Below are 7,996 nucleotides of genomic sequence, written 5' to 3'. Positions count from 1 at the left end.
CGCCGCCGACCTGCCGCTCTGGCTCCACCGTTACAATTGGCATCGCCCGCACGGCAGCCTACAATCCAAACCGCCCGTCAGTAGACTCGGCCTGATCAAGGACAACCTGTTGAGGCTCCACAGCTAGCCATCATCCATCTTCCGTTCGACAGCGCAGCAGTCGGGCGCAGCCCGAGACGACTTGGCACGCCGACCCTTTGGAAATTGAAGACGGCGTGAAACGTGATTGGCTACCCATACCAGGTCGGATTCGCTGAATAATTCCGTCCGATGCTATTGCTCGACAGATCGATCGGCAGCGAATCCCGAACCGAGTACATTCGGGTTCACCGATAGTTTGACGTGCGATGCTGCTATTTCGTGAATTCAAACTCGGGCAGCTTTTGCAGTGCATCCTTGGAGCCTCCCGCAAGCGTGACGTTAGCTCCATCGTCGCTGAAGGCCAGACTTTCATAAGGAACAGCGATCAAATGGCCGCCAAGCCCGAGGAAGCCGCCGACCTCCAGAATAGCAAAGAGGCTGCGGTCCTTTGTAATAACAAGATCATCAAGCGCTCCGATTTTTTCGTTCTTGTCGTTTTGGACTCGCTTTCCAATGAGTTTGGACACCTGAACCCCCAGGGATACGGCCTTAACGTCTACAGTGACAAGTTGTACCGTTTGTGCCCGAGTACAGGGAACTCCCGAAACCATCAGCATGGCAATCGCCAGCACAGCGACCGGCGCAGCGCGGCGGCTCGAGCGACAGGCAGACTGAAAGCTCGGAATGGCCTGAGCGTCCGAACGCGGGGCATGGTCATACGACAGCATGATAGATCTCCTCATAGTGAAGCATCCGGTTGTGATGCGTATTAAAATCATGATCTCAATCCTTCTTGCTCGCCTTGACGATCGTCACTTCTCGCGCCGCCGCGGATCACGCCGCGGCCCCAAGAATCACCTGATCGATTGCTGACGAGAGCGTGGCCACGCCATAGGGGCTGTCATGGCGTATGCCATTCACGAAGAACGTCGGTGTTCCGTTAACACCGCTTCGCACGCCGCCAATAAAATCATCTCGGACCTTCGCCGCAAACTTATCCGATGCAAGGGCGTCACGCAGATCAATTGGCGAAAGCTTGAGGTTCGCAGCAAGTGAGATAAGAAGCGGCACGTTCAAACGATGTTGGTTGGCAAAGATCGCACGATGCATCTGCCAAAAAGCTCCATGATCACCCGCAAACTCCGCCGCCTCAGCCGCCGCACCGGCATGGGGATGGATTTCGACCATCGGGAAATGCCGGTAGACGAGGCGAAGCCGGTTGCCAAAGTGCGCCTGGATCTGCTCCAGGATTGGTTGCGCCGCAGCACAATGCGGACATTCGTAGTCACCGTATTCGACAAGCGTCACGGTCGCGTTTTCGTCACCTTGAATGTGGTCAAGCGACGTTATGGGTACTCTGAGCTGGGCCATCTTTCTTCTCCACCGGATGAAGCGCTTCGAGCGCGTCCAAGATTCCGTCAGCGCCTGGATTGACCGCGATCGGCGAACAGTAACTCCACACGATCATTCCCTTTTCGTCGATTAGGAAGAGCGCCCTTTCCGCCACGCCTTCCGCACCCCGATAGGCGCCGTAGGCTCTGGCAACCTCACCCTTCGGTTCGAAATCCGACAGAAGAGCAAAATGCAGTTTGCGGTCGCGTGCGAACGCCTGGTGACACCAAGGTCCATCGACCGAAATGCCGAGAAGATCCGCGCCCTGCCGGCGAAACTCGGACAAGACATGATTGTAGAGGCTCATCTGGTCGCCACAAACAGGGCTCCAATCGGCGGGATAGAAGGCGAGGATCACGCGTCTGCCGGTGAAGTCGTCGAGGGACAGTTTTTGATCCGGAGTGACGTGTAGGGTGAACTTAGGCGCTCGTGTTCCCTTAGCGAGGATACCGGTCATGGCCGTCTCCCCAGGTTTAATCCAGATGCCGTCAGGGCGTTCGATGCATGCTCGCCTCGATGCTTTCGCAGCCTGAATGCGAAGACGATAAGGGTGACGCCGAAAACCAGCGCGTGAGCTCCCATCCACCATGTGAGCACGAGGGCACCAATAAAGGGGCTGACAAACAGAAGCACGCCGTAGAGCAGGGAGGCGATCGCGCCGAAGACGAGAAGCCAGCGTCCGTGGCTGATTTTGAGCGCGAAGGAAGCGCCAAGCATCAAACCTCCCGACACCAAGGCCCAAGCCGCGATCATTAGGATGAAGGCCAGCACGGTTATACCAGGCAACATCGCCGCTGCGATGCCAATCGCGATCCCGAACAAGCCGTTCAGAAGCAACAACCCCCAGCGTTCGCCCTTGCGCGCGCCTCGCACTGACAGCGCGACGCTGAATATCCCGTCAACGAGGCTATAGGCGGCGAAGACGAGGACAAATGCGAGCATCGTCGCAGCGGGCATAACGAAGGCAGCGATGCCAAACAGGATCGCCAATACGCCGCGCAGCGCAACGATCCACCAATTGTCTGCGAGCATCGAATTTCGTGCGCTCTCTAGGTCTGGATTGTAGGGCTCGAACCAGGACATAAGGCACCTCGTCGGGTTTGTAGGTCTTTGTAACAGAGTGCGCACTGTAGCGGCGGGTCGAAGCTATCGCCTTGACGGTTGTCAATGAGGGCAGGATCGTGGCGTTTTGTGCTCTGCGCGCCGTCAGATGCCGACCCTTTCCCGAAGCTCCGGATTGAGCTCGGCACGAAGCGCGGTAACGATCCGCCCTGCCTCTTCCTGGGTGAGGCCGCACAGCAAAAGCGATTGGTCCGCGAGCGCAAGACCGGCCGCAAGATTTTCAGGGAAGATGACTTTCGCGCCGGCTCCAACAAGAGCCGTGATATCCCGATCATCGGCCGCACTGACCAGGCAGGAAATGGCCATCTGCTGCTCGCTCGCAAACTTCAGGATTCGTTCGACCGCGGAGGGTCTGTCGAAAGTGATGACGACAAGCCTGGACTTTGCGAGACCTGCGGCGGACAATATCCGGCGATGCGCGGCATCGCCGTGGACGATCGTGTGGCCTTGTCGTTGGGCTTCTCTGAAACGCGCGAGATCGCACTCGATCGCGATGAACGGTATCTTCGCCGCTTCGAAAGCGGTCGCCACGAGACGGCCGACTCGGCCACATCCACACAGCACAACATGTCGTTCGAGCGACGTGCCTGCTGCGCCAAGCGCAGTCTCGGTCGCGGCCAACCGGTCACGCCGATTGCCGACGAGATGATCCAGAAGCGCGCTATGCTGAATTAATAGCGGAGCCAAGCCCATGGTGATCGCAAGTGCAATCAGGACCGGTTGACCGAACTCGGATGGCAACAGTCCGGTGTTGAGCGCCAGGGTCAACAATAGCAGACCGAATTCTCCGCCATGGGCAAGTATGACGCCAACGCGGAGGGCGATCGCGGCGGACCTGCCCAACATCAGCCCAACAACGAAGGTAATGAACGCTTTGCCGAACAAAAACACCGCGCACCAAGCTAGGATCGTGTAGGGAAACACCGCGACTAGCTGGAGATCTACCTGCATCCCCACTGTGACGAAGAACAGGCCGACGAGCACGTCACGGAACGGGCGCAGATCGTCCTCGACGCGGTGTTGAAAGTCGCTTCCGCCGATTGCCATGCCGGCTATGAACGCGCCAATCGGCAAAGCCAGCCCAGCGAGATGGGCGAAATAGGCGGCCCCGAGAGCGACGAAAAGCGCCGATAACAGAAACAACTCGTTCGAGCGGGACTTGGAGGCACCGGCAAGCACAGTACGGAAAAGCGGGCCGGCGATGATGGAGACTGCGATGAGTGCGATCGCCGCTAGCGCGAGACGCCCCATTAGATCGAACGGATCGAAAGATGCCTGTCTCGACCAGCTGTCCACGGCGACAAGAAGGGGGATCGTCGCGATATCTTGGAACAACAGGATGCCGATGGCAAAGCGTCCATGCTGACTCGAAATCTCGCCCTGCTCGGCGAGTTGCTTCATGGAAACGGCGGTCGATGACATCGCCACAGCACCACCAAACAGAATGGCGATGCGGGCATCCAGCCCGAGCCACCAAAGCGCGGCGGCAATCGTTGCAAGCGTCCCTCCCACTTGCAGGGTGCCTGCCACGAGGACGTCGGCGCGCGCTGCCAGCAGGGTAGTCAGCGAGAACTCGAGCCCCACCATGAACATCAGGAAGATCAGGCCAAGTTCGGCAAGGAAAAGGGTATCGTCACCGAGCGCCACGAGATTCAGACCATGGGGACCAATCGCAAGACCTGCCAGAAGATAGCCCATCGCGGCAGGCATTCGCAGCGCGGCGAAGAGCCCGACGGCAACGGCCGAGAGCACGATCATGGACAGACTTTGAGTTAGCAGGTGTTCGGTCATTGTATGCGTCAGCGGTACGCCGCTGGGGCGGCTAACAGGTTGGACTTCAACTTGCCGGGTTCAACCTGCCCGGCGCCTCCCTCCTGGCTTCGGTCCTGGAATGTCCGGGCGAGCGGATCGTGTGCGGGAAAGGATTCCAGCCTTGCTTCGTATACCGGATAGTGCGGATCGACGGAGGTTTCGGGATGGCCGCCCGTAGCGTACAACTCAGCCGTGTTCCCCCCTTTTGCGGGTCCACGCCGATCACTCAATTTTCGTGACGCTAGCGAGCCGGAGCGTCAATTGGCCCGCGAACACAGAAGAGCAAAACCTTGCATCGTCCGACCATAATCCAAGCGTCGCAACGCATGTCCGTGTGCCATCTGCAGGAGTTCGGGGTTGACGACTTCGAGATTTTCGATCGCTTGCCGGGTGAAAGTTTCGCTGTCGGTATGATCGATGTATTTGACGATCGCGTCGCGGACGTCGATCGACACGCGAGGAAGCGGGTTCAGGGCACTTGAGCCCATTGGAGCATCCGCTTCTGCCACCAGGAGCCTGTAGAACATGCCGAACCCCGTCATGAGGCCGGATGCTTCGGCTCCTCTGCCGGCCCAGCGCATCGCCATATCGAGCAGTTCAGGATTATGTTGGCGGAGGTCAGCCTTGATCTCCGTCATACAGGCGTCTGGTCCGAGGTCGTCGAATTCCCGGGAAATCCGCTCTCTGGTCAGTACCGTGACACGCGGCAACACACTCATTTCCGATCCTTCTTCACGAACTTACGGATGAGGGTGCGAAAACAAAACGGCGCCATGGTGACGGCGCCGTATCGATGGTGGGTATCATCGCTGTGCTCATGGCAGGTAGGCGTGCTCAATTGGATTGTACTGGGATACGCTTTGAACCGCTCTGCGCCTCAGCTTTCTTGGGGATCGTCACGGTCAGGACGCCACTCTTAAAACTTGCAGTGGCCGCATCCGCGTCAATACCATCCGGTAGGGGCAAAGCTCGCTCAACGCGACCGAAGCTCCGCTCGCGCAAAGTATAGCCATTCTCATCGACATCCCGGTCAGTCTTTTTCTCGCCGCTTATGATCATTGTGCCGTCGCTCACTTTGACGTCAATGTCGGCCTCATCAAATCCCGGCAATTCCGCCGAGACCTTCACCTCCTTGTCCGTTTCGGCGACGTCAACGTGGATCCCGGAGTCGCTGTCGAGAAACGAGGCAGGCAAACCGGAGAACGGCACATTAAACATGCGCAGGAAATCGTCGAAGGCACGGTTGACATTGTTCTGCAGGGCCGCGACGGGATCACGTTCATCGTGCACCGTGGGCTGATAGCCACGTGAAGCCTTCCAGGGGATAAGATCGTTCACTCGCATGTCGTCCTCCTTCATTCTGCCTTGACGTTGATCTTCTTGGCCGTGTTGGCCGACTTCGGGACGGTTAGTCGAAGAACCCCGTCCTTCAGCGTGGCGTCGATGCGTTCACCGTCCATCTGTTCGGAAAAGACGAAGCGGCGTTCATAGATGCCGTCTCGAAATTCGCTATAGGTCGGCGTGTACCCTTCCGGTGCCGCCGACGTCACGCGGGCCATGATTGTCAGGATATGCTTGTCGAGCGTGATATCGAGGCTCGCGGGATCGGCGCCCGGAATATCGACAAGCATGACGACTGTGTCTCCCTTTTCAAGAATGTCGGCCGGAGGCGTGAAGATCGGACCTGCTCTCGTCGGCTCGCTTGAGGCTGAAGGCCCATTTGATATGATCTGGTCCATCGCGGACTCCTGTTCGATTGGCGGACATTACGACCGCGTTACCTTTATCTGGTGGGGTTTGTCGTCCTCGGGGCGGAGTAAGGTCAGGGTGACGATGCCTCGCTCGAACTTGGCGGACGCCTTGTCGGCGTCGACCAGGAATGGGAGGACGATGGTGCGCGCGAAAGGACCATGCGTGCGCTCCTGCCGTTGCATGACGGTGCCGTCATCGACCGTCTCTGGCAGCCGATTCCCCCGCACGGTCACGGCGTCACGCCGGATCGTGATGTCGAGGGTCTCAGGCGCGATGCCTGGGACCTCCGCTGCGACGATGGCGCCATCGGGGGCCGTCCAGAGGTTCAGCAACGGGAATTCGGTTGCGGGATAGAAACGCAGGCCACCGAATAGTCTGTTTAGGTCGGTCTGTGCCCTCTGCATCTGGCGGACGGGATCGAACCGTCGCCCTGCGGGTGGCATTTCTCTGAACGTCATCTCACCGTTCATGGCAGCTCTCCTTTGTCCAAAAGTAATTTCGTAAGCAACAATGCCCTTTTCGGTCGGCGCCGTCGTTGACGACCGTCAATTCGTGTGCGGTGCCTAAAGGCTAACCTAGCGGATCAACGCCCTTGGGGCTCATCGGACACGGAGAACGGACGCGATGGCCAGCGCCGATCCCTATGATATTCTTGGTGTGGCACGCGACGCGCCACAGAAGGACATTCAGAAAGCCTATCGCCGGCTTGCGAAAAAACTTCATCCGGATCTTAACCCCGGAGACGCGAAGGCGCAGAGCAAGTTCCAGGATCTCTCCGCTGCCTACGAAATCCTGAGCGATGAGGAGAAGCGAGCACGCTTTGATCGCGGCGAGATCGATGCATCCGGTTCCGAGAGACCGCAACAGCAGTACTACCGTGATTTCGCGCAGGCTGGAGCCGGTTCGCAGCGTTACGAGAGTTCATCGGGTTTTGCAGATTTCGAGAACGCAGACGATATTTTTTCGAACTTTTTCTCCCAGGGTGGCCGTCGCAATTTCCGTTCGCGAGGCGAAGATCGGCACTATCGGCTCGAAGTGGATTTTCTGGATGCCGTGAATGGCGCGTCTCGACGCATCACTCTGCCCGGGGGATCCACGATTGACGTGGTCATCCCGCCCGGCACGCGTGATGGTCAAATGCTACGTCTGGCGGGAAAGGGCGACCCTGGACCAAGTGGCGGCGAGGCAGGCGACGCTTTGATCGAGATTGCCGTCAGGCCGCATCCGTTCTTCAAACGTGACGGCAGCGATATCCGTCTCGATCTGCCGATTTCGCTGACCGAGGCCGTCCTCGGCGGTAAAGTAACCGTCCCTACACCCAGCGGGCCGGTCACAACGACGATCCCTAAGGGATCGAATACCGGCAGGACACTTCGGCTGAAAGGCAAGGGCGTCCCGGGGCGGGACGGCAGGCGCGGTGACGAATATCTCACCCTGAGAGCCTGTGAATGTTTGGTAGCGGAGGCGATTGGATTGTGATTCTGTTGGGTCGTTGATTTGCTTGGAGGATGATGGTGGGCGACGACCTGTTCGAAGGACTGCCGGTGCATGGAGCGCGGCGAAGTGCTCAGGTGGGGCGCGGGGCGGCGCGCATGCGTGAGCCGGTGCGCGATCAGATCGAGTTGCGTGCCGTCGATATCGACAGCTTGATCGGCCAGGATCACGCGGTGCGGGTCATTTGGAGCTATGTCGAGGGACTGGATCTGAGCGCGCTCGAAGATCGGATCAAGGCGCGTGAGCACCGGCCAGGCCATCCACCGATTTCGCCACGGCTTTTGCTGGCGCTGTGGCTCTATGCCAGCAGCGACGGCGTCGGCAGCGCGCGGGCGCTGGAACG

General features: G+C 58.8%; 10 protein-coding genes and 2 pseudogenes. 3 read left to right on the top strand and 9 right to left on the bottom strand.

Annotation, left to right across the window (positions count from 1 at the left end):
* A pseudogene (locus ATY75_RS34355) lies at positions 1–127 on the top strand (IS481 family transposase); the annotation flags it as partial.
* Positions 128–353: 226 nt separating this feature from the next.
* On the opposite strand, the gene ATY75_RS31115 reads toward ATY75_RS34355, so the two are convergent.
* The 9 genes from ATY75_RS31115 to ATY75_RS31075 all read right to left on the bottom strand — a co-directional run bounded on the left by ATY75_RS31115 (position 354) and on the right by ATY75_RS31075 (position 6,629).
* Entirely contained in the window at positions 354–809 is a 456-nt protein-coding gene (locus ATY75_RS31115; RefSeq protein WP_088940427.1) for a PRC-barrel domain-containing protein, read from the bottom strand.
* A gap of 106 nt (positions 810–915) precedes the next feature.
* Complete coding sequence (locus ATY75_RS31110; protein WP_088940426.1) at positions 916–1,452, bottom strand: DsbA family protein; 537 nt, start codon at positions 1,450–1,452, stop codon at positions 916–918.
* Positions 1,418–1,930 (bottom strand): redoxin domain-containing protein, encoded by a 513-nt coding sequence (locus ATY75_RS31105; protein ID WP_088940425.1) that lies wholly within the window; start codon positions 1,928–1,930, stop codon positions 1,418–1,420. Before ATY75_RS31105 ends, ATY75_RS31110 begins: the two co-directional genes overlap by 35 nt.
* Entirely contained in the window at positions 1,927–2,556 is a 630-nt protein-coding gene (locus ATY75_RS31100) for an HdeD family acid-resistance protein (RefSeq protein ID WP_088940424.1), read from the bottom strand. The genes ATY75_RS31105 and ATY75_RS31100 overlap by 4 nt, the downstream gene beginning before the upstream one ends.
* Positions 2,557–2,679: 123 nt before the next feature.
* On the bottom strand, positions 2,680–4,386 hold the full coding sequence (locus ATY75_RS31095) for a cation:proton antiporter (protein WP_088940423.1): 1,707 nt from the start codon (positions 4,384–4,386) through the stop codon (positions 2,680–2,682).
* A 278-nt stretch (positions 4,387–4,664) separates the two neighbouring features.
* The gene (locus ATY75_RS31090) at positions 4,665–5,126 is read right to left on the bottom strand and encodes a hypothetical protein (RefSeq protein WP_088940422.1); all 462 of its coding nucleotides are present in this window, start codon (positions 5,124–5,126) and stop codon (positions 4,665–4,667) included.
* Between the two features lie 115 nt (positions 5,127–5,241).
* Positions 5,242–5,751, bottom strand: a complete 510-nt coding sequence (locus ATY75_RS31085) for an Hsp20/alpha crystallin family protein (RefSeq protein WP_184345202.1) — start codon at positions 5,749–5,751, stop codon at positions 5,242–5,244.
* 11 nt (positions 5,752–5,762) lie between these two features.
* Positions 5,763–6,146 carry an Hsp20/alpha crystallin family protein gene (locus ATY75_RS31080; RefSeq protein WP_088940420.1) on the bottom strand — a complete coding sequence of 128 codons (384 nt, stop codon included), beginning with the start codon at positions 6,144–6,146 and terminating at the stop codon, positions 5,763–5,765.
* A gap of 27 nt (positions 6,147–6,173) precedes the next feature.
* Positions 6,174–6,629, bottom strand: coding sequence for an Hsp20/alpha crystallin family protein (locus tag ATY75_RS31075; RefSeq protein ID WP_225881141.1), 456 nt, complete (start codon positions 6,627–6,629; stop codon positions 6,174–6,176).
* A 154-nt stretch (positions 6,630–6,783) separates the two neighbouring features.
* Here ATY75_RS31075 and ATY75_RS31070 point away from each other — a divergent pair, with 154 nt between their 5' ends.
* Together ATY75_RS31070 and ATY75_RS31065 are read left to right on the top strand one after the other, a co-directional pair.
* On the top strand, positions 6,784–7,638 hold the full coding sequence (locus ATY75_RS31070) for a J domain-containing protein (RefSeq protein ID WP_088940419.1): 855 nt from the start codon (positions 6,784–6,786) through the stop codon (positions 7,636–7,638).
* Positions 7,639–7,667: 29 nt separating this feature from the next.
* A pseudogene (locus ATY75_RS31065) lies at positions 7,668–7,996 on the top strand (IS5/IS1182 family transposase); the annotation flags it as partial.

This window comes from Rhizobium sp. N122 (genome assembly GCF_002211295.1).
Taxonomy (GTDB): domain Bacteria; phylum Pseudomonadota; class Alphaproteobacteria; order Rhizobiales; family Rhizobiaceae; genus Rhizobium.
The sequence above is the reverse complement of the archived record's forward strand: the minus strand, read 5'-3'. Positions and strand labels throughout refer to the sequence as shown.